Raw genomic sequence first — 25,785 nt, forward strand, 5'->3', positions numbered from 1 at the left:
GCGTACCACTTCGGCAGCTTCCTCATCTACCAGCCAATGCTTCCGTTTTTCGTCCCATAAGTAGCCGTAAATCACGGTGCCTGTCAGGTGCTTACCGCTCATGCCTTTTGACTTAAACACAGAGCGGATTTTCCGGCTGGTGTCGCGGGCGTAAAACTCATTCATGATATTGCGGAAGGGCGTAAAATCATCGTCGCCTTTCAGACTGTCCACGCCATCGTTGATGGCAATTAACCGGACGCCGCGCTGCCGCAAAACCTCCATGACCTGACCGACCTTTAGATAGTCGCGCCCTAACCGGCTCATGTCCTTGATGACGATTGCCTCTACACGCCCTGCCTCCACTTCCTCCATCATCGCCAAAAATCCGGGGCGGTCAAAACGGGTGCCTGAGATACCATCATCGGTAAAGTGCGTAGGGTTTGGCAGCCCATTCCGGCGAGCAAAATCCTCTAACATCTGCTTTTGGTTGGATATGGAGTTGCTCTCACCCTGTAACTCGTCGTCCCGGCTCAGGCGCTCGTACAGTGGGGTGATTTTTTCGTTTCTCATAGCTGTACCTCCTGAAACAAAAATGCTCTAAGTGATTGCTTCACTAACCATGACAAAATCATGATTAAGAAGTCACTTAGAGCATATATCACCGGCAGCCAGCTTGTAAAGTTTGTACTGCCGCCCAGCAAAACTGTTCGGTTTTGTCTTTGCCAAATCCTCAAAGAGCAGATCAACCGGGTTCTGGTATTCTTCATCGTCCTCCATCACCTGCATGGTGTTGAGCATTTCCAGCAGGGTAGCAAAGTTCTGTTCCTCTACCGGGGCTTCATAATGCAGATAGGCGATAAGCGCAGTCAGCAAAAGACGTTCCGATTTTTCCCAGAATGGGTCTCCGCCGCTGCCTTCGCCCTTGGTGTTGGTCATAAGGGTAGTGACCAATTTCAGAATGTCTTTTTCGCTGTGGACGTAGCTGAACGGGTTGTAGTGCATGGACTTTTTGAAGTTGATGGTGTTCAGAACTTTTACCTTATAACCATTTTTCAGCATGGCCTGCCCACATTCAAGCACGATTGTACCTTTCGGATCGGTTACGACATAGGAACTATGGCATTGCAGGAGGTTCGGTTTCAGCCAAAATCTCGTTTTGCCAGAGCCGGAGCCGCCGACCACCAGCACGTTTTTGTTCCGGGCGTTCTTGGGGTCAGGTGGACGATTGCTCATCATTAACCGCTCTGTCTTGGTTAAAATGATGTTGTCGGAAAACTTGGGAGCCATGAATGGTTCAATGTCTTTCGCATTGCCCCACCGGGCAGAGCCGTACTCCATGCCATGACGGTACTTCTTTGCATTTTTGCTCCGCAAATATACGGCAAGCCGTAGCCCTGTGCCGCAGGAAAAGCCAATAAGCAAATCCAGCGGATGCAGACTGGGCAGAGGATTCGCAAATGCCACCGGGAAAGTTCCCATCATAGACATGATGTGTTCGCCCAACTCTTTGCCCTCGGCCAGCCGCCACGCTTCACCAAGGTTCGTTGCCACCAGCCCCAGCAGGATATACGGCAGATACAGCGCAAGCAGTTTTGTCAGCTTTTTCGTGGTCACAGTCCACGCTCCTGTTCCTTGCGGCGCACCTTGCCGGGAAGTTCTGCTGCGGCCTGCACCAGTTTGTGCAGCTTTGCCAGCACAGAGGGACGCTTGGTTTTGCTCAGCAGGGATACCGAATATTCTTTGAAAGCGGCATTGAACGCTTCCACATCCGGGGCTTTGAAAAAGACCAGATACCGGGGCGGCACTTCGGAGCTGTCCTTACGGATGGCATAGTCGATGCCATACTTTTTTGCGTACCGCTCAAAGCCTTTAATATTGGTTTTGTCGATTTCCACGCTGGAAACACCCCGATTTTGCCGCAGAAGCATTCGGACGCTCTGCTTGCCACCAGCCATCTTTGCCTGATACTGCTGAATAGCAGTTCTTCCGGCATTCAGAATCGTTCGGGCTGTCAGCTTTGTAGTAGACACTACAATATTGAATGTTTTCTGTTCGACTTCTTCCTGCAATTTCACCACCATCCCTTGCCGCCTGCATCAGCGCAGCCACGAAGAAGCCGCAGAGTGCGCCGAACTCAAAAAATGCGAAACCGATGAAAAAATTCAGCATAACACACCTCAGACGATGCAAATGCAGGGCAGCTTCTGATCGTCTGCCATGAGTGTGACGCTGTGGCTCGCCAGAAACTTCTGGAAACGGTACACGTCATCAATGGTAAGCGAAATGAAGTTCCCGTCCATGTTGGTGCGTACCAGAATGACCGGGCCAGTCAGGTAACGCTTGCCCGCCATCTTCAGAACCTGTGCCGGATTGTAGCAGAGCAGCAGCGAAGTGTCGGGAAGATGGATGCTGGCATCGCTTTCATCGAAGCAGGGCAGAATGTCAGGGGCTTCATCCAGAGTAATAACAGTCAGTTCCATATCCGGCGCAATGGCGGCAAAGTAGACTTCACCGGGCTTCTTGCCACCTGCCAGAATGGTGCAGATGCGCATATCAATGGTGATCTCCTCGGAACGAATCATACGAGTAGCGGTGTTGTTCATAGGCTTTTTCCTCCATGTTTGCAAAAGAAAAAGACCCAAAGTGGGTCTTGCGTTTTATCTGATCGTCAGCGTTCAGCTTCATGCTTGCGCTTTTTCATGCGCTGGTCGAGCATCTTGAGAATTGAATTTTCGATTTGTTCTGACGAATAGTTGCTCGGAAAATATTTTTTGATAGAATCGCTCCTGAATACAACTTTTTCGGTTTTACTTTCTTCCAAAAGCCCAATGATTTTTTCTTCCATCTCTCTCGGAGTAGAGCTTTCGGGAAAATATTTCCGCAGGGTATCGTTTTTGATAACAACTTTGTCCAATTCGTCCTTTTTCGGTTCACCCATCACGGCAAAGGCAACGTCATACGAGAAATGACCTTCCTGCGCCAGCTTTTTGAGCCGTTGCGCCTGTGAAAGCGATGGGGCGTTTTGCGTGTCAGCCATAGCTTCAAGAAAATCTCGCTGCTGGCTTTCATCAAGATAAGAGAGTTCCACCGCAGGGTTAAATGAGATTTTCTTTTCGTCTACCATGTCCAGCAGTTCCGGGATAAGATTGGTTAAGCGGATAAAACGGTGTACTTGGTTGCGGCTATCACCAGCTTCTTGTCCAACAATATCAAGTGCTTGCAACTTCATCCCAACTTGGGATGAAGTTAAATCTGACCTAGCACCTTGCCTTTTCAGTGCATCCAGTTTCATCTTATAGGCAAATGCCCGCTCACTCGGCAAAATCTGTTCGCGCTGAAGATTGGAATCAACCATGAGCAGAACGGCGGCATCGTCCGACATATCACGGACGATAACCGGCAGGGTTTTCAGTCTAGCAAGCTGTGCAGCGTGTTGGCGGCGATGGCCGGAAATGATTTCGTAGCCACCATCCGGGCGCGGACGAGCAATCAGCGGATTTGTGACACCCAACTGCTTTATGCTTTCTACTGTGCGCTGCATAGCTTCATCATCAAGCACCTTAAAGGGATGGTCTTTGAACGGATACAACTCATCAATGGGAATTTGCTGTACCTGTTCGCGCTGTTCTTCCTGCCGCGTTTCTTCGGTGGAAAAAATATCATCGTAGCTGTTCAAACTGACGTTTAAGCCGTTTTTCGGCATCGGCCAACACCCCCTTTGCGATGGAATGATAGGCTTCTGCCACTTTGCCTTTCGGGTCATACTGGAAAATGCTTTTTCCGGTCGTGCTGGTTTCGGCAGCGCGGACAGAACGGGGAATTGTCTGGTCGAACACTTTCAAATGCTTTCCGTAGGCTTGCCGAATCAGATTGCTGATTTGCTGCCCATAGATGGTGCGGCTGTCCGTCATGGTGAGCAGGATGCCCTCAATTTTCAGTTTCGGGTTTATCTGCCGCCTTACTTTCTGCACGGTTTGAAGCAACTGCTCCAGCCCTTTTGCCGAAAGATATTGTGCTTGCACCGGAATCAGTGCGGAATCTGCCGCTGCCAGCGCATTGACCGTCAGCATACCGAGAGAGGGAGTGCAGTCAATCAGAATATAGTCGTACTCGCGTTTTGCGCTTTCCAACACCTGTTTCATCACTTTCTCCCGGCTCATGGTATTCACCAGAGCCACTTCCAGTCCGGCCAGTTCGATGTTGGCCGGGATAAGGTCAACGCCCTCCGCATGGTGCAGAATCCCTTCGCCGGGTGGAATACACTGGTCGTTCATGGCTTTCTGCATAAGAGTGGAGAGTGTAGTGGGCAGTGCATCCGGGTCTTGCCAGCCCATACTGACAGTAAGCGAACCCTGTGGGTCAGCGTCCACAAGCAGAACTTTCTTGCCCTCCATTGCAAGCCCTACGCCCAAATTTTCACAGGTGGTGGTTTTGCCCGTGCCGCCTTTCTGGTTGATAACGGCTATCGTTGTTGCCTTTTTGGAAATTTTCATCACCTCCGAGCTGCTAAATCATGGTTGACTTTGTTTTGATAATAGAGCTGTATTGTGGTTGGAGCATTGAATAGTGCGGCCAGAAGGTACTGCTTCATATTCCGTATCGGGGAAGTGTTCGCTGCCAGACAGTCCAGTACGAAGCGGATGTGGTCTGCATTCAACTTTTTTAGCCGACTGAGCACAACTTCGGCGGGCTTATCATCGCCAGCGATTCTTATGAGTTTACGCTTGCTGTCACAGGTGTCCACCAGCAAATCTACGATCTGATAGATGGTATCTTCATCATCCGGGTAAAGCCGGAGAAGAAGTTCTACCTCCAAAGAACGTGAAAAATATTCTTCGAGCAGTTTACGATTCTTCATTTTCTCCAATTCATCGGAAAGGATAGGATTCGTATTATTCCGCTCTGTCTTACTCTTTTTATTCTTATTACATCGTGATTTGGGCGGGTCTTGACAAGCGTTTTTAGGACTTCCAGATTCGTGATTTTCACGATTCTGGACACGCTCATTTGAAAGGTCTGACGAAAAGTTTTTCACATACACCAAACTCGGTTTGCCCAGTCCACGGCGTTTTCGTTCAATTAAACCAAAATTTTCAAGTTCCCGGAGTAGCTTGGTCGCTTTGTTGTCTGCGCAACACAAAGCCCTCTTGACATCCTCGATCGTGAAAATGATGAACACCCGGCCTTGCTTGTCGAACCATTCATTTTTAACAGAAAGGCTCATGCGGTCAAGCAGGATGCCGTAGAGTGTTTTGGCATCGGTTGACAGATTTTGAAACCGCTGCTCCTGAAACAGTGCTTTGGGGATGCGATAGAACGAAAAAAGTTTTCCGGCCTGTCCATAGAAGTAGTCGAGCGTCATACAGTTCTGTCAAGGATGAAAAAATGACGATGTTTCATTGACATGGTTGACAAATCCTCCTTATAGATAATTCGTGCAAACAAAAAAGCGCAATCTCGATTTTTGAAAATCGGAATTGCGCCATGTAACTTAGTAGGGGAGAATGGTCATTTGTCAGGGTCGGTTGACCACAATTTGACCACAAAAGAAACGAAACATCTTGACATCTAACGAAACAGAATGATAAAATAATTTTGAAATTTGATGATACTGCGTACAAGTGGTATCGGAGTGTCCATTGCGTTTTTGAGAGAAGCACAATGGGGTTCAAGAGGCCGTGAGTTCGATTCTCGCCACTCGGACCAAACAAAAATAATCCGAACTTGTTTTCCGATAGGAGATGGGTTCGGATTATTTGTTTTCTTCGGAAAATTAGCGTTTACGAAGCAATGAAAGCCCCAGTGGGGCTTTTAAGCGACGGAACGGTCTGCGTTAGCAGATGGAGGAGCTTTGCCCCGACAAGTTCCATGCAGGTGTCCGTGGAAGATGAAATCCGAAATCATAGATTGGTCGATATAAGCTACAACATGATTTCAGGAGGACATGAATGTGAAGTACGATGCAAGAGCTCGTCATTTCAATATGGACACCGGGTGCGTGGAACTGCTGCTCCGGGATGGGAGAATGATCTCCATCGACTGTACCGGGGTCGAGGATGCGTTGGATGTGACCATGGCGCAGAGGTCGGAGTTAGACTATCTCATCTACAATGACCCACTGGGCTATGCGGATTTGATTCTGAACGGTGACCCGGAGGAATATTTGAAGAATGTGGCCGGGAGCCATAGACTAGAAATCTAAATGAATGCTGGACATTACCGTTTTTTGAGCTGGTGATGTCCAGCATTTGTTATTTGGTGTTGCCCGATCAATTTTAATGGAATCTTTATACTTCTACAATTTTCTTTACGACTCTTTTATCTATTCCATGCTAATCTTTATGCACACGGATAGGTAAAGGAGCTTTTATGATTCAATATCCTCGTTACAGGCAGCACCGTTTTTCTTCTTTTCAGGTCATTATTGCAGGTTTTGCGGCAGTTGATCTGGTGGGCGCATTGCTTCTGATGCTCCCGATCGCTGCACAGCAGCGGTGCGTTACACCGTTCCATGAGGCGCTGTTTACTTCCACCTCTGCCCTTTGCGTGACCGGCCTTGTGGTACAGGATACCGGCAGCTACTGGTCGGCATTCGGGCAGAGTGTGATCCTTCTTCTGATCCAGATCGGAGGATTGGGCGTCATTACGGTAGGCGCTGCCTTTGCGCTGCTTTCCGGGCGAAAGATCTCCCTCAAGCAGCGCAGCACGATGCAGGAAGCCACCGCTGCCCCGCAGATGGGCGGCATCGTGCGGCTGACAGGCTTTATTCTGCGAATCACCGCCCTGTTTGAATTGGCCGGTGCTGCACTGCTGCTGCCGACATTTTGCGCCGATTATGGTTTACGCGGGATCTGGTATGCACTGTTTCATTCCATTTCGGCGTTCTGCAATGCCGGCTTTGACCTGCTGGGAACAGAGGGTGCAAAATTTGTTTCGCTGACACGGTATGCAGGTGACCCATTGCTTACCACAGTGATCGCGGCCCTGATTGTTTTTGGCGGCCTTGGCTTTCTGACATGGGAGGACATTTGTACATACCGCCTTGACTTTCACCGCTATCGGATGCAGAGCAAGGTGATCCTTGTCACAACGGCGTTTCTTCTGGTAATGCCGTCGCTGTACTTTTATTGCTTCGAGTTCACGGCAGGCTCTGCCCGGCAGCGCATTTTATTGTCGATGTTCCAATCCGTTACCCCCCGTACTGCCGGCTTTAACACCGCCGATCTTGCTGCGATGGGCAGCACTTCACAGGCATTGATGGTGGTTCTGATGCTGTTGGGCGGTTCGCCCGGCTCCACGGCAGGCGGCATGAAAACCACAACATTTGCCGTTCTGCTGGCCAATATGTGGGCGACCTTCCGCCGCAGAGAAGATGCGGAATTTTTCGGGCGGCGCATAGATAGTTCTGCGGTCAAGAATGCTGCCACGATTGCAGGGATGTATTTGACGCTGTTCTTCCTCGGAGCCTTTGTCATTGCTACGGCAGAGCAGCTGCCGATGTCGGTCTGTCTGTATGAGACTGCTTCGGCTGTGGCAACGGTAGGTCTGACATTGGGTATCACGCCGCAGTTGGGCATCCTTTCGCAGGGGGTGCTGATCGCACTGATGTTTTTGGGACGTGTTGGCGGATTGACGTTGATCTATGCGGCATTTGGCAGCAGCCCTGCCCACTCTCGTCTGCCGCAGGAGAAAATTGCAATCGGATAAAGGAGACAGGTATGAAATCAATTCTTTTGATCGGGCTTGGCCGTTTTGGCCGCCATATTGCGCAGGAACTGAATGAGCTGGGTCATCAGGTCATGGCGATCGACAGCAATGAGGACCGTGTGAACGCCGTGCTTTCCTATGTGACGAATGCACAGATCGGTGACAGCACCAGCGAATACTTTCTGCGCTCCCTTGGTGTAGGCAATTTTGATGTGTGTATCGTAACCATCGGCGGCAATTTCCAAAGCTCACTGGAAACAACATCACTGCTCAAAGAATTGGGGGCAAAGCTTGTGGTCTCGCGTGCAGAGCGGGATGTACAAGCCAAGTTCCTGCTGCGCAACGGTGCGGATGAAGTGGTCTACCCGGAAAAGCAGCTGGCAAAGTGGGCAGCGATCCGATACAGCTCCGAACACATTCTGGATTACATCGAGCTGCAGGACGACCACGCCATCATGGAAGTGACTATTCCGCCGGAATGGATGGATCGCACGATCGGTGAAATCAATATCCGAAAAAAGTATAACATCAACATTCTTGCACTGAAAAAAGACGGAAAGCTCGATATGAGCATCACGCCGGATACGCAGCTGTGCCGGGATGAAAGTATGCTGGTTTTGGGAAAATACGCATCGATCCAGAAGTGTTTCCGGCTCTGAAAAGATAGGACGGATCGTATGGATGTCGTTTTGTTGCTGATGGTTCTTGGAGTCATGTTGAGTGGTTTCCGAGCAGCAGATGCGCTGGATCACATGCGGAAGGAGATCCTTCGACAAGAAGGAAAAAGACGTGGCTGGTGGTCGTGACCATCAAATTGTGCTATACTGTGGGCAAGGCAGGTGATCTTTATGAATCAGAACGACCCACCCACTGAACATATTCTGGCGTGTCTGTCGTCCTCTCCCTCCAATGCAAAAATCGTGCGGACGGCAGCAACGATGGCAAAGGCGTTCGGAGGGACCTTTACAGCTCTGTATGTCCGGACTCCTGATTCGGATCAGATGGGAAAAGAAGATCGTCGGCGTTTGCAGCAGCACATTCGTATGGCAGAGCAGGCAGGTGCCGACATTTCTACGATCTATGGGGATGACATTCCGCAGCAGATCGCAGAGTTTGCCCGCATCTCCGGCATTACAAAAATCGTACTGGGGCGCTCCAGCGTACATCGCCGCCATTTCTGGAGTGGACCGTCACTGACTGAAAAATTGACGATGACTGCGCCTAATCTGGATATTTATATCATCCCGGATGCTTCTGCAGAGAACGGCTACGGTTCAGGACGGAAGCTGTTCACCCGTCCGCTTCTGCCGTCTGTCCGTGATCTGCTGATCACCGCAGGCATCCTGAGCTGCATCACGCTCATCGGCTTCTTTTTCTTACAACTGGACTTTGCACGCTATAATATTATTATGCTCTATATGCTGGGGGTGCTGTTCACCGCATTGTGTACCAGCGGCTACACCTGCGGTGTGCTGGGCTCTGTTGCCGGTGTTGCGCTGTACAATTTTTTTCTGACGGAACCGCGCCTGACATTCCATGCGTATGACCCCGGTTATCAGGTCACATTTGCCCTGATGCTGACCTCTGCAATCATTACCTGTGCGTTGACAACACGGCTGAAAGACCATGCAAAAATGTCTGCGCAGGCAGCATTCCGGACAAAGGTACTGTTTGATACAAATCAGCTTTTACAGAGAGCAAAAAGCGAGGAAGAAATCCTCTCTCAGACAGCGTCCCAGTTGATGAAGCTGCTGAACCGGAGCCTGATCGTTTACCCGGAACAAAACGGAGATCTTGGGTCAGAACAGGTTTTTGGGATTGATGGGGAAGTGCCGTGTAACATCTTTTCTGCACCGGAAGAACGTGATGCAGCAAACTGGACGTTTGCCAACAAAAAGCGTTCCGGCGCAGGCACGGATAGCTACCCGGATGCAAAGGGGCTTTATCTTGCGCTTCGGACCGGAGGCGGCGTGTTTGGAGTGATCGGGATCGATCTGTCCGAAAAACCGCTGGATGCCTTTGAAAACAGTGTGCTGCTTTCCATTCTGGGTGAAGGTGCGCTGGCCATCGAAAACCGCAGAAATGCGCTGGAAAAAGAGCAAGCTGCATTGCAGGCAAGGAATGAAGAGCTGCGGGCAAACCTGCTGCGCACGATCTCTCATGACCTGCGCACCCCGCTGACCTCCATTTCCGGCAATGCCAGCAATCTGCTTTCCAACGGAGAAACGCTGGATACAGAGACCCGGAACAAGATCTGCACCGATATTTTTGACGATGCGCAATGGCTGATCGGTCTGGTGGAAAATCTGCTTTCCATCACCCGCATTGAGGATGGGCGGATGAATCTGCAGATCTCACCGCAGCTGATGGACGAAATGATCGAAGAAGCACTGCATCATGTCAACCGGAAAAGCTGCGAACACACCATCACAACACAGTATGGGGACGAGATTCTCTTGGTCAATGTGGATGCACGGCTGATCATGCAGGTCGTTGTCAATCTGGTGGATAACGCCATCAAATACACCCCCGTGGGCTCGGTTATTCAGATTTCGGCTTACCGGAAAGACCATCAGGTCGTAGTGGAAGTTGCAGATAACGGTCCCGGCATTCCGGATCACGCAAAAGCACAGGTGTTCGAGATGTTTTATACCGGGCAGAGCCGCATCGCAGACAGCCACCGCAGCCTTGGACTGGGCTTGCCCCTCTGCCGTGCGATCCTGACGGCTCACGGCGGAACATTGACCCTGCGTGACAACATTCCAAATGGCAGTGTCTTTTCCTTTGCATTGCCGCAAAGCGAGGTGAACATTCATGAATAAGCCGTCCATTCTGGTCGTAGAGGATGATGTTCCTGTACGGTGTCTGATCACAACGACCCTGAAAACCCACGGCTATAAATATCTGACTGCTTCCAATGGGGAAACGGCGATCATGATGACTACCAGCCACAATCCGGACATCATGCTGCTGGATCTTGGGTTGCCCGATATAGACGGCATCGAGGTCATCCGCAGCGTCCGCACATGGTCGAACCTGCCCATCATCGTCCTGAGTGCCCGGAGCGAAGATTCTGATAAGATCGAGGCACTGGACAACGGCGCAGACGATTATCTGACAAAGCCGTTTTCCGTGGACGAGCTGCTGGCAAGACTGCGTGTAACGCAGCGCCGATTGAATCTGCTGGCTTCTGACGGCATAAACAGTCCGGTTTTTGTCAATGGTCCTTTGAAGATCGACTTCTCGGCAGGCTGCGTCTGGCTGAGCGAGAATGAATTGCATTTGACCCCCATCGAGTACAAGCTGCTGTGTGTGCTGGCGCATAATGTGGGCAAAGTGCTGACGCATACCTCCCTCACGCAAAAAGTATGGGGCAGTACGCAGGAAAATGACATTGCCTCCTTGCGTGTTTATATGGCATCCCTGCGCAAAAAATTGGAACGATACCCGGATGCGCCGCATCTGATTCAGACCCATGTTGGTGTCGGATACCGGATGCTGCGCGCAGAAAACGATGAAGCATAGTAAAAAACAGGGTGCATCCACCCGGACGCACCCTGCAAAAAGCCACAGACGATAGCGATAAGCTGTAAAAAGAAGCATGGACGCCCCCGAAAAGGAGAGCGTCCATGCTTCTTGCTGTATCCGAATGGAGGAGATTGCGAAATCAGTGATTGTCCGGGCAGACGATTTCCAGCATCTGATCGAAAACCTCTTCCATCTGCCGCACCAGTGTGAACTGGGTGCGGGCGCGGTCGAGGTTGTGATTCGGGCGAGCAATATGGAAATAATGGTCGCCCTCCAGATAGTCAGTCAGAAAACGGATGCCGCATTCCAGCGTCATGAGCCTTGCACCCCATGCAAGGCTCTTTTTTTCTGCCATGCTCATGGATGCCCCGGCAGTGGAGAGATACCCTTTGGCGAACACTTCGTACAGATGCAGGTCAAAATGGACTTTGCTCTGGTCAGGTTCGTCCTCAGCGCAGTCGTTGGCACCGGTGCGGATGGAATCGCCGAAGTCGTAGGCCGAAAGTCCCGGCATCACGGTATCGAGGTCAATGACACAGATGCCTTTTCCGGTAGCGGCATCGATGAGGACATTGTTGATCTTGGTGTCATTGTGGGTGACGCGCAGAGGAATTTCGCCAGCTGCCAGCTGATCCAGCAGGACATGGCAGTCCTGCTCCCTCGCATGGATAAATTCGATTTCCGGCGTGATATTTTTTGCCCGGCCCAGTGCATCGGCGGCGAGGGCTTTTTCAAAATTGGCATAGCGGTTGGGCGTGTCGTGGAAGCGGGCGATGGTTTCGTGGAGGGTGGAGGCCGGGTAATCCTCCAGCTGGTTCTGGAATTTGCCCAGTGTCTCGGCCACGGTGCGGAAGTCGGTTTCGCTGCCGACCTGCTGCAAACAGATGGTATCTTCTACAAAGTCGTAGGCACGCCATGCGCCGCCGTCTGCATCCAGATAGCAAGTCGACCCCGACAAAGTTGGGATGACATTCAGCGTTTCCCGTGCTGGGTCGCCGCCCTCGGCAAGAATTTTCGCCCGCAAATGCCGGGTCACGCCGCAGACATTCTCCATCAGGCCCACCGGGTTAGTAAAGGTATCTGTGTTGATGCGCTGCAAAATAAAGCGTTTGGAATGATCTTCCCGCCAGACCACAAAGGTGTCGTTGATATGCCCCTCACCATAGTGGTGAGCATCGCAGAGCACAGGCCCGCCAAAATCAAAGGCATTTGCAGCAGACTGGAGCAGAGAAAGGGTAACGGATTTCATCATAAATTCCTCGTTTTCGTTATACTTCATGCCGTTTTGACGGGGCAGGGCGTTGTCCCTGCCGCACCTGACGGCGGTATTCGTTGGGGGTCAAGCCTTCCGCCTTGCGGAAGCATTGGGAAAAATAGCTGGGAGAGGAAAAGCCCATCAACTCGCTGATCTGCGCCAGACTGTAACCGGTGTTGCCCAGCATATGCTTGCTCTCCTCAATGCGGCGGCGGTTCAGGTAAGTAATGGGGGAAATGCCGTACTCCCGCTGGAAGGTGTGGGCCAGATAGTATTTGTTCAGGTGGGCAAGCTCTGCCAGCAGGTCCAGCGAGATATCCTCGCGGTAGTTGGTGTCCAGATACCGCTTGATCTCGGCGCACTCCCGGTTCTCGGTCGGGGCAGCCTCCTCCAGCTGCAGCGAAATGGTGGTGCAGCGCACCAGCCAGATCAGCAGTACCTCCAGCAGATCCTGACAGACCGTTTCGCAGCCGTCCAGACTGCGGTCTGCTTCGGCCAGCAGCATGTGCAGCAACGTGACCATCCGCTCCCGGTTCTCCCGGCAATTGAAGATGGCGTAGTTCGTATCCGCCTTGCTGAACAAAAACTCCATGCTGGCAACGCCCAGCACGATATACTCCAAGGGCGAGGCGTTCAGGCTAAGCTCGGTATGCTCCACCTGCGGGTTCACAATGACCATATCGTCCGGCTTTACCGGGAACAGCTGCCCGGCAAGGTAGAACTGTCCCTCGCCGCTGAGGCAGTAGAACAGCTCCGTGCAGGAGTGGGTGTGGGCAGTGCTGTTCCAATCGCCGCCAAATTTGCTTTTGCTGATGTACAGCAGCCGGAAGGATTCCCGTGGAGCGGGAGCATGGCGGATATCAAATCGCTCGGTACTCATAAATGGCTCCTTTTGAGGCAAAAAACATAAAACATAAAAATAAAAGCAAGATACTGAAAATACGAGCCTAAAAACGATGCGTTGCTTCGTACGTTTTTTCTTATTATAGAGGCAATGAAGAAAAAATGCAAGCCCTGATTTTAGGCTGATTTTTATATTTTTGTTTCTCAAGTCTCTTCGGAATATGTCAAAATAGTTACAGGCTGGGGATTATGCTGAAACTTTTAAAAGATTTTTAGCACTTTTGCTGAAAGAATTTTTCAGAAAGCAATATCTATAAAAAATGAAACAACAAACCTCTTGAGCAAGGAAGCGAAAGAATTTATATTGGAGGCAGAAAAACACACAGTCCTTCGGGCAAAGCCTGTTTGCCCGGCTGTGTTTGAACGGAACAAAATGATGGAGGCAACACAGTATGAATCGTATTTCTCGTCGTAATTTCCTGAAGGCGGCCGGCGTTGGCGCCGCTGCACTGGGTCTGGCTGCCTGCGGCGGCTCTTCCAGCTCCACCGCATCCAGCGTGGCATCCTCCACCGCCGCTTCTTCCGCAGCGGCGGCTGCAGACGTTACCATCAAGGTAGCCGCCATCGAGACCGGCTACGGCGCTGATATGTGGAAGAAGGTCGCCGAGGCCTTTACCGCCCAGACCGGCATCAAGGTGGATCTGACCACCGACAAAAAGCTGGAGGACGTCATCGGTCCCTCCATGCAGGGCGGCGACTACCCCGACGTGGTCCATCTGGCCACCGGCCGTGAAGCTGCCCTGACCGAGCAGTTCATTAAGGGCAACCTGATCGCCGACATCACCGATGTGCTGAGCATGACCGTGCCCGGCGAGAGCAAGAAGGTGAGCGAGAAGATCGCTGGCGGCTTTACCGACACCTCCCTGACCAACCCCTACGGCGACGGCAAAACCTATCTGGCTCCCATGTTCTACAGCCCCTGCGGCCTGTTCTACAACGCCGGTTTCCTGAAGGAAAAGGGCTGGGACGTGCCCAAGACCTGGGACGAGATGTGGGCACTGGGCGACAAGGCTGCCGCTGAGGGCACCTACCTGTTCACCTACCCCACCACCGGCTACTTCGACGCCTTCTTCTATGCGCTGATGTACGCTGCCGGCGGCCCGGAGTTCTTCAATAAGGCCACCCACTACACCGAGGGCATCTGGGACACCCCCGAGGCAAAGACCTGCTTTGATATCGTGGCAAAGCTGGCTTCCTACACCAACCCCATCACCCCCGCACAGGCCAACGATCAGGACTTTACCCAGAACCAGCAGCTGGTGCTGGACAACAAGGCCCTGTTCATGCCCAACGGCACCTGGATCGTGGGCGAGATGGCCGAGGCTCCCCGTGCAGACGGCTTTGAGTGGGGCATGACCGCCCTGCCCGCTGTCAAGGCCGGCGGCGATGGTTACAGCTACACCTGGTTCGAGCAGGCATGGATCCCCGCCGGTGCCGAGCATCAGGATGCCGCCAAGCAGTTCGTGGCTTACCTGTACAGCGACGAAGCCTGCAAGCTGTTTGCCGAGAGCGGCGCTATCCAGCCTGTGCTGGGCATCGCCGACAGTCTGGAAGGCGACAACAAGATGTTCTACTCCATCTACGACAACGGCGCAAAGGCCGCCATGGGCAACTTTGCAGCCTTCAGCGCCATCCCCGGCGTGGAAGTGCGCACCGTGTTCTTCGACCCTGTCAACTCTCTGGTGTCCGGCAGCATGACCGAGCAGCAGTGGATCGACGGCATCAAGTCCGCCAGCGACCAGATGCGCGCCAACATCATCGAGTAATTAAGCCCTGCCCAGCGGGGGCGGTTTTTACCGCCTCCGCTTTTTTGGGCTGTACAGTACCATCAAGAAAGGAGCGGTCAATCCCCTATGAGAACGGATAAAAGCCGCAAACGGTTCGTATTCCTCTGTGTGGCACCGGCTACCATCCTGTTTTTCCTCTTTATGATCCTGCCCACCCTCAACGTGTTCCGCATGAGTTTGTATGAGCGGGGTGCCTATTCTCCCAACGAGACCTTTGTGGGGCTTAAAAACTTCCAGCATCTGCTGCGGGACGCCCAGTTCATCCGCTCCATGCAGAATATGATCCTGCTGGTGGTAACGGTCACCCTGATCACCTTCGCCTTTGCACTGGTATTTGCCGCCATCCTCACCCGGGAGAAGATCAAAGGCCAGAACTTTTTCCGCATCATCTTCTACATCCCCAACATCCTGTCGGTGGTCGTCATCTCCGGCATCTTCTCTGCCATCTATAAGCCGGAAAACGGCATGCTGAACAGCATCATCGGCCTGTTCCGCAACATGAGCGACCCCATCCTGTGGAAGGGCGAAAAACTGGTCATCCCCTCCATCATCATTGCCATGGTGTGGCAGGCCATCGGCTACTACATGGTCATGTACATGGCCTCCATGTCTGCCGTGCCCATCAGCCTGTACGAGAGCGCCAATCTGGACGGTGCCGGGCGGCTGACCCAGTTCTTCCAGATCACCATCCCCCTCATCTGGACGAATATCCGCACCACCCTCACCTTCTTTATCATCTCCACCATCAACATGGCCTTCCTCTTCGTCAAGGCCATGACCAGCGGCGGGCCCAACGGCGCATCGGATGTGGCGCTGAGCTATATGTACAGCCAGAAAGACGCTGGCCTGTATGGTTACAGTATGGCCATCGGCGTGGTCATCTTCCTGTTCTCGTTTGCCCTGTCCGCCTGTGTCAACAAGGTCACCAACCGCGATACGCTGGAATTTTAAGGAGGGAAGAAGATGCAGAATACCACCGAAAAATCTTCCCGCTCTGCGGAAGGTCTGTACAAGTTTTTCATCTATTTTGTGCTGGTTCTGCTGGCCGTTACCATCATCGTGCCGGTGGCATGGGTGTTCATGGCCTCCATCAAGCAGAATGCAGAGTTCTACGGCAACCCGTGGGCACTGCCCGCCGGGTTCTACTGGCAGAACTTTGTCAACGCATGGAACGGCGCGAAAATGGGCGAATATATGCTCAACTCGGTCATCGTCACCGCGCTGGCGCTGGCGCTGCTGCTGGTCGTTGCCCTGCCCGCCGCCTACTGCCTGTCCCGCTTTCACTTCAAGGGGTGCAAGGTGCTGAACACCCTGTTCATGGCGGGCTTGTTCATCAACGTGAACTACATCGTGGTGCCCATCTTCCTGATGCTGCGGGACGGCGATGTGTGGCTGAAAAGCCATTTTGGCAGCGGCTTTCTGCTGAACAATCTGGTGGTGCTGGCGGTGGTATACGCCGCCACCGCGCTGCCCTTTACCATCTACCTGCTGTCGGGCTACTTTGCCACCCTGCCCCACGATTTTGAGGAGGCCGCCTACATCGACGGTGCAAGCTACTTTTCCACCATGACCCGCATCATCTTCCCCATGGCAAAGCCCTCCATCATCACCATTATCCTGTTCAACTTCCTGTCCTTCTGGAACGAGTATATCATCTCCATGACCCTGATGAGCTCCACCAAGGCACCCCGCACCCTGCCGGTAGGTCTTTTGAACCTGATGCAGGCGCAGCAGAGCGCCGCCCAGTACGGCACCATGTACGCAGGCCTTGTGCTGGTAATGCTGCCCACCCTGATCTTGTACATCTGCGTGCAGCGGCAGCTGACGCAGGGCATGACCGTGGGCGGCCTGAAAGGTTAAGGTGACAGACGATGAAAGCATATTGGAAAAACCATCCCGCCCTGCGCATGATCCTGATGCTGGTGCTGTTCGTACTGGCACTGGTGCTGGTGGTGTCCGGCTGGAAAATGACCGGACAGCTGGCAGGGCTTGGCATCATGCTGGTGGGCGTAGCGCTGCTGCTGGCAGTGCTGGCCATCTACAATGCGACCTATCAGGATTGAGGATAAGAGAGAGGTAAAGGAGAATCCCTATGGATGAAACAAGAAAGTCCGGGCGCGTGACCATTCCAACAGACTTGGACGTTGTGCCCGAAACGCTGGAGATCTTAAAAAAGTGGGGTGCTGATGCCATCCGCGACTGCGATGGCACCGACTTTCCGCAACAGCTCAAGGATGCGGACGCCAAGATCTACTCCACCTACTATACCACCCGCAAGGATAACGCATGGGCAAAAGCAAACCCGGACGAGGTGCAGCAGTGCTACATCATGACCGGCTTCTACACCGCACCCGGCGACACCGTGACCATCCCGCTGATGAAGGGCATCAGCCCGGAGCTGATGCAGGTGAACACCAACGACGACATCACCCGCTGGTGGGAGGTCATGGATCGAACCACCGGTCAGCCCGTGCCGCCGGAGCAGTGGAGCTACGCCGACGGCAGTGTGACCGTACAGGCCGTACCGTTCCATGAGTATACCGTCAGTTTTCTGGCTTACCTCATCTGGGACCCGGTGCATATGTACAACGCTACCACCAACGGCTGGACGAATTTTGAGCACCAGATCACCTTTGACGTGCGTCAGCCCAAGACCCACAAGTATTCCATGGAGCGCCTGCGCAAGTTCATTGCAGAGCACCCCTATGTTAACGTCATCCGCTACACCACCTTCTTCCACCAGTTCACCCTGATCTTCGACGAGCTGAAGCGGGAGAAATTCGTGGACTGGTACGGCTACTCTGCCTCGGTCAGCCCTTATATCCTCAACCAGTTTGAGCAGGAGGTGGGCTACAAGTTCCGCCCGGAGTACATCATCGATCAGGGCTACTATAACAACCAGTACCGGGTGCCCAGCAAGGAATTCCGGGATTTTCAGGCATTCCAGCGCCGCGAGGTGGCAAAGCTTGCCAAGGAGATGGTGGACATCACCCACGCGTGCGGGTGCGAAGCCATGATGTTCCTCGGCGATCACTGGATCGGCACCGAACCTTTCATGCCGGAGTTCAAGACCATCGGACTGGATGCTGTAGTAGGCAGCGTGGGCAACGGCTCCACCCTGCGCCTGATCTCTGACATTGAGGGCGTGAAGTACACCGAGGGCCGTTTCCTGCCGTACTTCTTCCCCGACACCTTCCACGAGGGCGGCGACCCGGTGCGGGAAGCCAAGGAGAACTGGGTTACAGCCCGCCGCGCTATCCTGCGCAAGCCCATCGACCGCATCGGCTATGGCGGCTATCTGAAACTGGCCTTGCAGTTCCCGGAGTTCGTGGACTACGTGGAGAGCGTCTGCAACGAGTTCCGCGAACTGTACGAGAACATCAAGGGCACCACACCCTACTGTGTCAAGCGAGTGGCCGTGCTGAACTGTTGGGGTAAAATGCGGGCTTGGGGCTGTCACATGGTGCATCACGCCCTCTATTACAAGCAGAACTATAGCTATGCCGGTGTCATTGAGATGCTGTCCGGTGCGCCCTTTGATGTGAAGTTTATCAGCTTTGAGGATATCAAGAACGACCCGCATCTGCTGGATTCGTTGGATGTCATTATCAATGTCGGCGATGCCGACACCGCACACACCGGCGGCATCTGGTGGGAAGACCCGGAGATCTCCTCCGCTATCCGCAAGTTCGTCTGGAACGGCGGCGGCTTTATCGGCGTGGGTGAGCCTTCCGGTCACCCGTATCAGGGCCACATTCTCCAGCTTGCCAGCGTGCTGGGCGTGGAGGAAGAAAACGGCTTCACCCTGAACTACGACAAATACAACTGGGAGGAGCACCCCGACCACTTTATCCTGCAGGACGCCGACCAACCCGTGGACTTTGGCGAAGGCAAAAAGAACATCTACGCCCTCGAGGGCACCGAGGTGCTGGTGCAGCGAAACAAAGAAGTGCAGATGGCCGCCCACGACTTCGGCAAGGGTCGTGCCGTGTACATCAGCGGTGTGCCTTACAGTTTTGCCAACAGCCGCACCCTTTACCGCGCTATCCTGTGGAGCGCCCACAGTGAGGAAGAGCTGCATACATGGTTCAGCTCCAACTACAACGTGGAGGTGCACGCCTACGTCAAAAACGGCAAGTACTGCGTGGTGAACAACACCTACGAGCCGCAGGACACCACCGTTTACACCACAGACGGCAGCAGCTTTGCTCTGCATTTGGATGCCAACGAGATCAAGTGGTATGAGATCTAAGTTCTCCTTTTCATAAACGAACACAAGGGGCAGCTCTGTTACCAGAGCTGCCCCTTGTGTATATGGGAGGAATACCTGCGAATATCAGAATTTCATCGGAAGTGCGTCTTTTCTGCACTTGCCGTTGTAGGCGATGTATCATCAGCCGATGAACCTGTGCAAAGGGGTGCGGATGAGCACAACCAGCGACTTTGCAGCCTGCAGGTTTTGCTAATAAAAACCTTGAACTGAAACAACGTATGTGTGTACGCCTCCTATCAAATTTTTGTGTAATTCTATATAGCTTTTGGGGAATGTGCTGATTATATCCTAAAAATTTGTATACTTCAATACGTTAAAGAAAGTTTGAAGAACCATTCAAAGAAATGCTCTAAACAAAAGCGGAATACGGTTATTTTGACATAGCAACGCTACTTATATAGAGTGAAGCACTACTTATAAATAGTGGTGTCAGGAATTGAGATTTTGTGATACCAAAAAAGACACCCTCGCTTTTGATAGGAATCTCATGCAGGGATGTCCTTATCTCAACGCGAAGGTGTCTTAATAACGAGGGTCAGATGCCACGGAACGTAAAGGTGAACTCCACAGGCTTAGTCACATCAGGAATATACTCCGGGTGGACATTGGCACCCCAGCTGTCATCGCCGCCGACGCCCATCTGCTCGCCGATGGCACGAATCACCGTGTAATGGACCGGGGGCAGCTCGTAGGGATGCTTGGCACTCTCCATTTCATGGGGAGTGTAGGGCAGCGCAGAGAAGAACATGGGCTTTGCGGCATCTGCGGTAAACAGCAGCCCGCGACCCTTGCGGTCCACTACCTTTGCCCAGCGCACAGCGGTCTTTGCACCGCACTCCTGCGGCACAAGGTACTGCGCCATGTTGTCTGCGACCTTGTTCTGGTAAATGCCCAGCTTTGCACCATGCTGACGATCCCAGTAGGTCTCCGCAGGGCCGTTTCCGTACCACTCCACCGTGTCGTAATCGGCGTCGATCTTGAACAGCACACCGAACTCCGGCATTGCTGCAAGTCCTTCCACCGGGTCATAGTGCAGGGTGGTCTGGATGCGGCCATCACCGAACACACGGTACTGCAGGCTGCACTCTGCTGCGGGGCTGGTCTGGAGGTTATAGAGATAGGTCACGACCACGCTGTCGGCTTCCACCTCGCAGGTGGGGTTCTGGAGGATGGTGCCGCCATGAACAGACGGGATCTCCTTGCCGATGCCCTTGGCGGTAGCGTACAGACTTGCCAGCTTCCACTGACCGCGAACGCCGCCCATGTTGTTGCCGCAGTCGTTGTCGGTGGGAGCGCGCCAGAAGTTGGGACGGGGAATCTCCTGAATCATCTCCTTGCCGGCATAGCGGTAGGAAGTCAGACCGCCGTTCAGATCGGAGAACAAAACATCGAAATTCTCACCCCGGACGCCGATGTTGTGTGTACCGTGCGTAACGGTAAACGGCGTGACCTTCTTGCTGGGAATGGAACGGACCGCAGCGATGACACCCTGTCCAAAGGCGACTTCATGACCTTTCTTTGCCCAGCTGGTGTCCTCCTTCAAACGGAAGCTGATGGTCACTGCATATTCACCAGGGAGCGCAGGAACCATAAACGGCAGCGGGAAGCTGGAACGCTCTTCGGGAGCAACATCAATATTGGTCAGTTCCTGCTGCTGATACAGCTTTCCATCACGGTGCAGCAGTGCAACGCAGTCGAAAGCATCCGTAGAGGTGAACAGGTTCTTGTTCCAGACTTCAAAGCCAGAGTTGTCGATGGAAACGGCGATGTTCTGATAGCAGAACTTGACCTCCTGCATCTTGGGAGAAGGAGCACGATCACCACCGTAGGCAATGCCGTTTCCGCTGAAATTATAGTCGGTAGGACGCTCACCGAAATCGCCGCCGTAGGCTTGGAACCACTTGCCGTAGCGGTCTTTTTTCCAGATGGACTGGTCGATGTAATCCCAGATGAAGCCGCCCTGATAGCCGCAGTCCTTCTGGTCGGCAAGTTCCGTGTACTTGTGCAAAGCACCGTTGGAGTTGCCCATAGCATGAGAGTATTCGCACTCGATATAAGGCCGCTTATCGCCCTGTGCCAGATACTCTTTAATGTCCTTCACAGTGCTGTACATATGGCTCTCGATATCGGTGGTTTCGAGGAAGCGGGGATCATTGACCACACCTTCGTAATGCACCAGACGGGTGTCATCAAAGCGGCGAACCATCTCTGCCATCTGGAGCAGGGTCTCACCACCAAACGATTCGTTGCCCAGAGACCAGATCAGAACAGCAGGATGGTTTTTGTCACGCTGGTAAGTGGAATTCATGCGGTCAAACAAGACAGCTTTCCACTCCGGCTTATCATTGGGCAAAACGCCCTCGATGCCGCGAATGCCAGCCTGATGAATATCCCATGTGCCATGGGATTCCAGATTGTTCTCTGCGATCAGATACAGACCATATTCGTCGCACAGGTCGTACAGTGCATCCTGATTCTGGTAATGGCTGGTGCGGATGGCATTGATGTTGTTCTGCTTCATGGTGATGATGTCCCGAAGCAGTTCCTCATGGGTGTGTACGCCCACAGCACGACCCGTAATGGAGCTGAACTCATGACGGTTGGCACCCTTGAACACGATGCGCTTGCCGTTGAGCAGCATCCGATTGTTCTTCAACTCGAACTTGCGGAAACCGACTTTCTGCCCGGTCACCTCTACCAGATGGCCTGCATCGTCCAGCAGCTCGATTTCCAGTTCATACAGAGCCGGGTCCTCTGCACTCCACAGGTGGGGGTTCTCCACCGCATGGCTGAACAGCGCAGAGCCGCCGTTCAGTGCGATTTTTTCGGAGAACACTTCCAGCTCACTGCGGCGCAGGGTCAGACGGGCTGCACCCTTGCCCTCCACCTGCAATGCAACTTCCAGCGTGGAATGAGTAAAATCATCCCCGGCAAACAGCGTTTTGACGGATACATCTTCCAGATGCACGGTGGGGATGGCGTACAGCCACACGCTGCGGAAGATGCCGGAGAAGCGGAAGAAGTCCTGATCTTCGCACCAGCTGGAGGAAGTCCACTTGAACACCTGCACGGCAAGTTTGTTCACGCCCGGCTGGAGATAGGGAGTCAGATCGAATGCGTGTGCGGAGAAGCTGTCCTCGGTGTAACCCACATAAGACCCGTTCAGCCAAAGAGCCATGCCGCTTTCCACACCCTCGAACTCGATGTGGACGGGCTTGCCCTGCATGGATTCCGGCAGCTCGAAGTATCTTACATAGCTTGCCACCGGATTGAACCGCTGCGGGATCTCACCCGGCTGTACTTCTTCACGGCCATCCCACGGATACTGAACATTCGCGTACTGGGGAATGTCGTAGCCCTCCATCTGGATGTGTGCCGGAACATGAATGTCATCCCAGCCGCTGCAATCGTAATCTGTCTTTTCAAAGCCGGGGATGGCACTGGTGTAGTTCTTTGCGTAGGCGAATTTCCAGATACCGTCCAGCTTCATCGCCAAAGAAGAGGAGCCTGTCCGATATTCTTCGCGGGAAGCGTAAGTACGGAAACTTGCATGAGCATTCAGCACGTTTTCCTTGAAAAAGGTGGGGTCTTTTACTTTTGCAAAATCAAATGCAGTCATAGTATTTCCTCATTTACCTTTTATAATTTTATAATATTTCTCCAGCCTCCCCGGAGGAACCGCTGGATTCCTCCGGGGAACAGCAGATGAAGGAGAAATGATAATGGCTTGTTATCAGACTGCTGCACGCAGTTTTTCATTTGCTTCTTCGACCTTCATACGAGAGAGAAGGAAGGTGATGATGGCATCCAGAGCAAACGGAATCACCAGATACATGATCTTCAGCATATTGATGCAGGAATCCGGCTGAACAGTCAGAGCGCTGTCAAAATGGCTTGCTGCCAGCAGCCAGCCGGTGATGGCAGTACCCAGACCGCCGCCCAGCTTCACACCGAGAGAAGTGCAGGAGTACATCGTGCCATCCACGCGCTTATGCTTCGTCAGCCAAGTATATTCAGAGCAAGCAGCAATCGCAGCGTTCATATCGCCCTGCCAAGGACCCTGACCAAGAGCTGCGATTGCAGTAAAGAGCAGCATCAAGGTCACATTGCCGCTGCCCATGTAACCAGCTACAGCAACCAGTGCACGAGAAATCGTTGCCAGAGTATAGCTCATTACATTCAGCTTATACATTCCATTCCACTTTGCAACCAAGGTCGGGGTGAACACCAGTGCGATGATCAGAGGAATGTTGATTGCCCAAGAGAATACACCGAACAGATTCTGGTTGCCAAGGATGTAGGTTGCATAGTAGGTGCCCATGCTGATCATGGCACCGTAGATCTGCTGCAAAATGTAGGTGACGCAAATCATCATATAATATTTGTTACCAGCAAGCAGCTTTGCAGCCTGAACTAGATTGTACTTTTCGTCCTGCTCGATTTCCTTTTTGTCGGTGGTATCCACCAATTCGCCTTCCGGCAGTTCCTTCACGGAGAAAACGGAGAGGGTGTTGACAAGCAGACCGATGATGGCGTAGATGATTGCAACAGTGCGCCAACCGGCAGCACCGCCGCCCAATGCCGTAACAGCACCCAGCGTGATGGACTGGATGAGCAGGCTGGTGGCAAAGGCGAACATGAAACGCCAAGAACCCATCTCGACCTGTTCGGCACTGTTCTTCGTGATGAGAGCAGTCAGTGCAGAGTAAGCAATGTTGTTGGCAGTGTAGAATACAGCGTTCAGCAGAGTATATGCGATCAGGAACCATGCGTACTGTGCAAACTGTCCCAGATTGGTCGGGATGGCGAAAATTGCCACCAGCGTAATGGCACAGCCAATGTAGCCGTACAGCATCCAAGGACGGGCTTTGCCCATCTTAGAATGCGTTTTGTCAATCAAAGAACCAAAGAAAATGTCCGTCACACCGTCCAGCAGTTTGGAAACTGCAATCAGAGTGCCGACAATACCGGGATTCAGGCCAACGGTGTTGGTCAGATAGATCATGACGAAGGAGGACAGGAACGCATACACCACGTTGCCTGCAATATCGCCTGAACCATAGCCGACTTTATTATACCACTTTAGATAACGTTTCTCGGTCATTGTGCTTTCTCCCATCTTGCTTGTTTTGTGTGGGCGCAACCAATCTGCTGCGCACTTCAGACTGGAATTCTCATTACGCAAGTTGCCCAAATCTCTTGCGTTTCGTCTGAAAATATTATAGAATCTAATGGAACGAAAAGATATAGACAAGATGGAACAAAATATGCACAAAATCAAAGAGTTTGTAATTTTTTGATAGAACATTTCTCAAATCACTGTAAAATCATCTGAAGATGAGGAGGACGCAGGGATGTATTTCAACTCAGGATATTTGAACAACTCCCGTTTGGATTTCAAAGACTACTCAAAGCCGCTGGTCGTAGGCAGCTGCGGCACTTATCGCTTGAAAAAACGCCCTAAGCTGCCTACTTTTTGGGCAAAGGGTCGCAGAGACTATCAAATCCTCTATGTGGCATCCGGTAAAGCACACTTCTGGTTCGATGGTGTTGAGGAAGTGGTGACTTCTGGACACATGGTGCTTTATCAGCCGCAAGAAATCCAGAAGTATGTCTACTATGTAGAAGATCATCCAGAGGTGTTCTGGATTCACTTTACAGGATATGATGTCAAAAACATCCTGAACTATCACGGAATACCCTTGGACAAGCACGTTTTTTACAGCGGCACACTGCCGGATTACAAAATGCTGTTCCGAAAGATCATCCGGGAGCTGCAACAATGTGAATATGGCTATGAAGACTATATTGCTTCTCTCTTCAACATCATTCTGCTTTTAGTAAGCAGGCAACAGCAGGAAGGCGAGAAAACAACTACAAGCATCCCCGAAGAAATCGAAGCCGCCGTTGCCTACTTTAACGAGAATTATAATACAAAGGTCAGTGTGGACGATTACGCAGAATCGCTGCATATCAGTACGAACTGGTTTATCCGTAATTTTAAGCTGTACATGAAAATAAGCCCTGCACAATATATCCTGTCCCTTCGGATGGTAAATGCACAAAGCTTATTGGAGAACACCGAATACAATATTGGAGAAATTGCAGAGATCGTAGGGTATGATAACCCACTCTATTTTAGCCGGGTATTCAAGAAAGAGTATGGTGTCAGTCCGGCACAGTACCGAAAGAATCTGGAAGAATCTACTGAAAAATGAGAAAGATTCCTTATAAATAAGGAGAGTAGAACCATGCCGATAAAAAATGCGATCCGCAGCCAACAAGTCTACGACCCAACGGATGAATCCATCATGGCAGAGCAGGAACTTTGCATGGAGCGGCTGTATTGA

22 protein-coding genes and 1 pseudogene are annotated in these 25,785 nt (G+C 52.2%); 11 read left to right on the top strand and 12 right to left on the bottom strand.

Annotation, left to right across the window (positions count from 1 at the left end):
* From DXB44_RS11790 to DXB44_RS11820, 8 genes and pseudogenes are all read right to left on the bottom strand, one after another.
* Window positions 1-552 (bottom strand): recombinase family protein (locus tag DXB44_RS11790; protein ID WP_158581893.1); only part of this gene is annotated, 552 nt, incomplete at its 3' end.
* A 90-nt stretch (window positions 553-642) separates the two neighbouring features.
* Window positions 643-1,596, bottom strand: a pseudogene (locus tag DXB44_RS11795) (type IV secretory system conjugative DNA transfer family protein); the annotation flags it as partial.
* A complete protein-coding gene (locus tag DXB44_RS11800) occupies window positions 1,593-1,958 on the bottom strand; it encodes a PcfB family protein (RefSeq protein WP_243111142.1) in 366 nt (121 codons plus the stop codon). The pseudogene DXB44_RS11795 and the gene DXB44_RS11800, both read right to left, overlap by 4 nt.
* Window positions 1,852-2,151, bottom strand: a complete 300-nt coding sequence (locus DXB44_RS14810) for a hypothetical protein (protein WP_243111143.1) — start codon at window positions 2,149-2,151, stop codon at window positions 1,852-1,854. The genes DXB44_RS11800 and DXB44_RS14810 overlap by 107 nt, the downstream gene beginning before the upstream one ends.
* Window positions 2,152-2,159: 8 nt before the next feature.
* Entirely contained in the window at window positions 2,160-2,585 is a 426-nt protein-coding gene (locus DXB44_RS11805) for a hypothetical protein (RefSeq protein WP_015565006.1), read from the bottom strand.
* 65 nt (window positions 2,586-2,650) lie between these two features.
* Window positions 2,651-3,685: a ParB/RepB/Spo0J family partition protein gene (locus tag DXB44_RS11810; protein ID WP_015565005.1), complete on the bottom strand. Its 1,035-nt coding sequence runs from the start codon at window positions 3,683-3,685 to the stop codon at window positions 2,651-2,653.
* Complete coding sequence (locus DXB44_RS11815; protein WP_097773643.1) at window positions 3,642-4,475, bottom strand: AAA family ATPase; 834 nt, start codon at window positions 4,473-4,475, stop codon at window positions 3,642-3,644. Before DXB44_RS11815 ends, DXB44_RS11810 begins: the two co-directional genes overlap by 44 nt.
* On the bottom strand, window positions 4,475-5,344 hold the full coding sequence (locus DXB44_RS11820) for a DUF6017 domain-containing protein (RefSeq protein WP_118658843.1): 870 nt from the start codon (window positions 5,342-5,344) through the stop codon (window positions 4,475-4,477). The genes DXB44_RS11815 and DXB44_RS11820 overlap by 1 nt, the downstream gene beginning before the upstream one ends.
* Before the next feature lie 588 nt (window positions 5,345-5,932).
* Between DXB44_RS11820 and DXB44_RS11830 the strand changes: the two genes are divergently transcribed.
* The 5 genes from DXB44_RS11830 to DXB44_RS11850 all read left to right on the top strand — a co-directional run bounded on the left by DXB44_RS11830 (window position 5,933) and on the right by DXB44_RS11850 (window position 11,214).
* Window positions 5,933-6,184 (top strand): DUF6061 family protein, encoded by a 252-nt coding sequence (locus DXB44_RS11830; protein ID WP_118658881.1) that lies wholly within the window; start codon window positions 5,933-5,935, stop codon window positions 6,182-6,184.
* A 167-nt stretch (window positions 6,185-6,351) separates the two neighbouring features.
* On the top strand, window positions 6,352-7,689 hold the full coding sequence (locus DXB44_RS11835) for a potassium transporter TrkG (protein WP_118658844.1): 1,338 nt from the start codon (window positions 6,352-6,354) through the stop codon (window positions 7,687-7,689).
* A gap of 11 nt (window positions 7,690-7,700) precedes the next feature.
* The gene (locus DXB44_RS11840; protein WP_097779996.1) at window positions 7,701-8,348 is read left to right on the top strand and encodes a TrkA family potassium uptake protein; all 648 of its coding nucleotides are present in this window, start codon (window positions 7,701-7,703) and stop codon (window positions 8,346-8,348) included.
* A gap of 189 nt (window positions 8,349-8,537) precedes the next feature.
* On the top strand, window positions 8,538-10,511 hold the full coding sequence (locus DXB44_RS11845) for a DUF4118 domain-containing protein (protein WP_118658845.1): 1,974 nt from the start codon (window positions 8,538-8,540) through the stop codon (window positions 10,509-10,511).
* A complete protein-coding gene (locus DXB44_RS11850) occupies window positions 10,504-11,214 on the top strand; it encodes a response regulator transcription factor (protein WP_005926942.1) in 711 nt (236 codons plus the stop codon). Before DXB44_RS11845 ends, DXB44_RS11850 begins: the two co-directional genes overlap by 8 nt.
* 142 nt (window positions 11,215-11,356) lie before the next feature.
* Here DXB44_RS11850 and DXB44_RS11855 read toward each other — a convergent pair whose 3' ends face one another.
* Window positions 11,357-12,466, bottom strand: a complete 1,110-nt coding sequence (locus DXB44_RS11855; RefSeq protein WP_199680611.1) for an aminoglycoside phosphotransferase family protein — start codon at window positions 12,464-12,466, stop codon at window positions 11,357-11,359.
* A 19-nt stretch (window positions 12,467-12,485) separates the two neighbouring features.
* Complete coding sequence (locus tag DXB44_RS11860; protein WP_118658847.1) at window positions 12,486-13,352, bottom strand: AraC family transcriptional regulator; 867 nt, start codon at window positions 13,350-13,352, stop codon at window positions 12,486-12,488.
* 415 nt (window positions 13,353-13,767) lie between these two features.
* Between DXB44_RS11860 and DXB44_RS11865 the strand changes: the two genes are divergently transcribed.
* The 5 genes from DXB44_RS11865 to gnpA all read left to right on the top strand — a co-directional run bounded on the left by DXB44_RS11865 (window position 13,768) and on the right by gnpA (window position 19,414).
* Window positions 13,768-15,141, top strand: coding sequence for a carbohydrate ABC transporter substrate-binding protein (locus tag DXB44_RS11865; protein WP_005926929.1), 1,374 nt, complete (start codon window positions 13,768-13,770; stop codon window positions 15,139-15,141).
* A gap of 87 nt (window positions 15,142-15,228) precedes the next feature.
* A complete protein-coding gene (locus DXB44_RS11870) occupies window positions 15,229-16,113 on the top strand; it encodes a sugar ABC transporter permease (RefSeq protein ID WP_005926926.1) in 885 nt (294 codons plus the stop codon).
* A gap of 12 nt (window positions 16,114-16,125) precedes the next feature.
* Window positions 16,126-17,022, top strand: a complete 897-nt coding sequence (locus DXB44_RS11875) for a carbohydrate ABC transporter permease (RefSeq protein ID WP_005946252.1) — start codon at window positions 16,126-16,128, stop codon at window positions 17,020-17,022.
* Between the two features lie 11 nt (window positions 17,023-17,033).
* Complete coding sequence (locus DXB44_RS11880) at window positions 17,034-17,225, top strand: hypothetical protein (RefSeq protein WP_097793535.1); 192 nt, start codon at window positions 17,034-17,036, stop codon at window positions 17,223-17,225.
* Between the two features lie 29 nt (window positions 17,226-17,254).
* On the top strand, window positions 17,255-19,414 hold the full coding sequence (gnpA, locus tag DXB44_RS11885) for a 1,3-beta-galactosyl-N-acetylhexosamine phosphorylase (protein ID WP_113992155.1): 2,160 nt from the start codon (window positions 17,255-17,257) through the stop codon (window positions 19,412-19,414).
* Window positions 19,415-19,970: 556 nt separating this feature from the next.
* Here gnpA and DXB44_RS11890 read toward each other — a convergent pair.
* Together DXB44_RS11890 and DXB44_RS11895 are read right to left on the bottom strand one after the other, a co-directional pair.
* The gene (locus DXB44_RS11890; protein WP_118658848.1) at window positions 19,971-23,054 is read right to left on the bottom strand and encodes a glycoside hydrolase family 2 TIM barrel-domain containing protein; all 3,084 of its coding nucleotides are present in this window, start codon (window positions 23,052-23,054) and stop codon (window positions 19,971-19,973) included.
* 114 nt (window positions 23,055-23,168) lie between these two features.
* Window positions 23,169-24,539 (bottom strand): glycoside-pentoside-hexuronide (GPH):cation symporter, encoded by a 1,371-nt coding sequence (locus DXB44_RS11895; RefSeq protein WP_113992153.1) that lies wholly within the window; start codon window positions 24,537-24,539, stop codon window positions 23,169-23,171.
* Window positions 24,540-24,789: 250 nt separating this feature from the next.
* Here DXB44_RS11895 and DXB44_RS11900 point away from each other — a divergent pair, with 250 nt between their 5' ends.
* Window positions 24,790-25,653 (top strand): AraC family transcriptional regulator, encoded by an 864-nt coding sequence (locus tag DXB44_RS11900; RefSeq protein ID WP_118658849.1) that lies wholly within the window; start codon window positions 24,790-24,792, stop codon window positions 25,651-25,653.
* Window positions 25,654-25,785 lie beyond the last annotated feature (132 nt).

The sequence above is a fragment of the Faecalibacterium sp. OM04-11BH genome, assembly GCF_003482185.1.
GTDB classification, from domain to species: domain Bacteria; phylum Bacillota; class Clostridia; order Oscillospirales; family Ruminococcaceae; genus Faecalibacterium; species Faecalibacterium tardum.

Coding starts and splice junctions, on each gene's coding strand:
- DXB44_RS11840 (WP_097779996.1), top strand. CDS start 7,701: ATGAAATCAATTCTTTTGATCGGGCTTGGCCGTTTTGGCCGCCATATT.
- DXB44_RS11895 (WP_113992153.1), bottom strand. CDS start 24,539: ATGACCGAGAAACGTTATCTAAAGTGGTATAATAAAGTCGGCTATGGT.
- DXB44_RS11860 (WP_118658847.1), bottom strand. CDS start 13,352: ATGAGTACCGAGCGATTTGATATCCGCCATGCTCCCGCTCCACGGGAA.
- DXB44_RS14810 (WP_243111143.1), bottom strand. CDS start 2,151: ATGCTGAATTTTTTCATCGGTTTCGCATTTTTTGAGTTCGGCGCACTC.
- DXB44_RS11890 (WP_118658848.1), bottom strand. CDS start 23,054: ATGACTGCATTTGATTTTGCAAAAGTAAAAGACCCCACCTTTTTCAAG.
- DXB44_RS11855 (WP_199680611.1), bottom strand. CDS start 12,466: ATGAAATCCGTTACCCTTTCTCTGCTCCAGTCTGCTGCAAATGCCTTT.
- DXB44_RS11880 (WP_097793535.1), top strand. CDS start 17,034: ATGAAAGCATATTGGAAAAACCATCCCGCCCTGCGCATGATCCTGATG.
- DXB44_RS11835 (WP_118658844.1), top strand. CDS start 6,352: ATGATTCAATATCCTCGTTACAGGCAGCACCGTTTTTCTTCTTTTCAG.
- DXB44_RS11870 (WP_005926926.1), top strand. CDS start 15,229: ATGAGAACGGATAAAAGCCGCAAACGGTTCGTATTCCTCTGTGTGGCA.
- DXB44_RS11900 (WP_118658849.1), top strand. CDS start 24,790: ATGTATTTCAACTCAGGATATTTGAACAACTCCCGTTTGGATTTCAAA.
- DXB44_RS11845 (WP_118658845.1), top strand. CDS start 8,538: ATGAATCAGAACGACCCACCCACTGAACATATTCTGGCGTGTCTGTCG.
- DXB44_RS11865 (WP_005926929.1), top strand. CDS start 13,768: ATGAATCGTATTTCTCGTCGTAATTTCCTGAAGGCGGCCGGCGTTGGC.
- DXB44_RS11805 (WP_015565006.1), bottom strand. CDS start 2,585: ATGAACAACACCGCTACTCGTATGATTCGTTCCGAGGAGATCACCATT.
- gnpA (WP_113992155.1), top strand. CDS start 17,255: ATGGATGAAACAAGAAAGTCCGGGCGCGTGACCATTCCAACAGACTTG.
- DXB44_RS11850 (WP_005926942.1), top strand. CDS start 10,504: ATGAATAAGCCGTCCATTCTGGTCGTAGAGGATGATGTTCCTGTACGG.
- DXB44_RS11810 (WP_015565005.1), bottom strand. CDS start 3,685: ATGCCGAAAAACGGCTTAAACGTCAGTTTGAACAGCTACGATGATATT.
- DXB44_RS11820 (WP_118658843.1), bottom strand. CDS start 5,344: ATGACGCTCGACTACTTCTATGGACAGGCCGGAAAACTTTTTTCGTTC.
- DXB44_RS11815 (WP_097773643.1), bottom strand. CDS start 4,475: ATGAAAATTTCCAAAAAGGCAACAACGATAGCCGTTATCAACCAGAAA.
- DXB44_RS11875 (WP_005946252.1), top strand. CDS start 16,126: ATGCAGAATACCACCGAAAAATCTTCCCGCTCTGCGGAAGGTCTGTAC.